The 1,175-nt window shown below is 46.4% G+C and carries 1 rRNA gene; it reads right to left on the reverse strand.

Features of this window, described 5'->3' with window-relative positions:
• A 23S ribosomal RNA gene (locus tag ACLHR0_RS31625) occupies window positions 1–1,175 on the reverse strand; the annotation flags it as partial.

A 1,175-nucleotide genomic window follows, 5' to 3' on the forward strand; every position in this document is an offset into this window, starting at 1 on the left:
TATACCTACACCCTTTAACGCACTATTCCGTAAGTGCGCGATCCTTTCACTACTCCGTTACTCCATCGAATTTATAGCAGGTACTGGAATATTCACCAGTTTGCCATCAGCTACACCTTTCGGCTTTGCCTAAGGACCCGACTAACCCTGATCCGATTAGCGTTGATCAGGAACCCTTAGTCTTACGGCGATAAGATTTTTCATCTTATTTATCGTTACTTATGCCTACATTTTCTTTTCTAAACGCTCCAGCATGTTTCGCAACACACCTTCGATGCAGTTTAGAATGCTCCCCTACCGTCTAATACCTTAAGTATTAGGCCTAAAGCTTCGGTTATATGTTTGATGCCCGATTATTTTCCGTGCCCAAACCCTCGACCAGTGAGCTGTTACGCACTCTTTAAATGAATGGCTGCTTCCAAGCCAACATCCTGGCTGTTTTAGGATTTGAACCGCGTTTGATCAACTTAACATATCATTAGGGACCTTAGCTGTTAGTCTGGGTTATTTCCCTCTCGGCCATGGACCTTAGCGCCCACAGCCTCACTCCTGGAGATTATATTATAGCATTCGGAGTTTATTAGGGTTTGGTAGGCGGTGAAGCCCCCTAGCCCAATTAGTAGCTCTACCTCTATAATACGTCTATATCCAAGGCTGTTCCTAAAAACATTTCGGGGAGAACGAGCTATCTCTCAGTTTGATTGGCCTTTCACCCCTATCCACAGGTCATCCCATAGCTTTTCAACGCTAATGAGTTCGGGCCTCCAGTTAGTTTTACCTAACCTTCACCCTGCCCATGGATAGATCACAAAGTTTCGCGTCTACCCCCACTGACTGATTCGCTCTGTTAGAACTTGCTTTCGCTACGGCTCCGGTACTGAAGACCTTAACCTTGCCAGTGAGGAGTAACTCGTAGGCTCATTATGCAAAAGGCACGCCGTCACTCATTGCTGAGCTCCGACCGCTTGTAAGCGCACGGTTTCAGGAACTATTTCACTCTCCTGTTCGGAGTACTTTTCACCTTTCCCTTACGGTACTGGTTCACTATCGGTATCTAAGGAGTATTTAGCCTTACCAGATGGTGCTGGCAGTTTCATACAGGATTCCTCCGGTCCCGCACTACTCAGGATACTACACGTCCATCAGAATTTCTGTCTACAGGGCTATCACCTGCT

Source organism: Chitinophaga sp. ARDCPP14 (assembly GCF_051362515.1).
In the GTDB taxonomy this organism is placed as follows: Bacteria; Bacteroidota; Bacteroidia; order Chitinophagales; family Chitinophagaceae; genus Chitinophaga.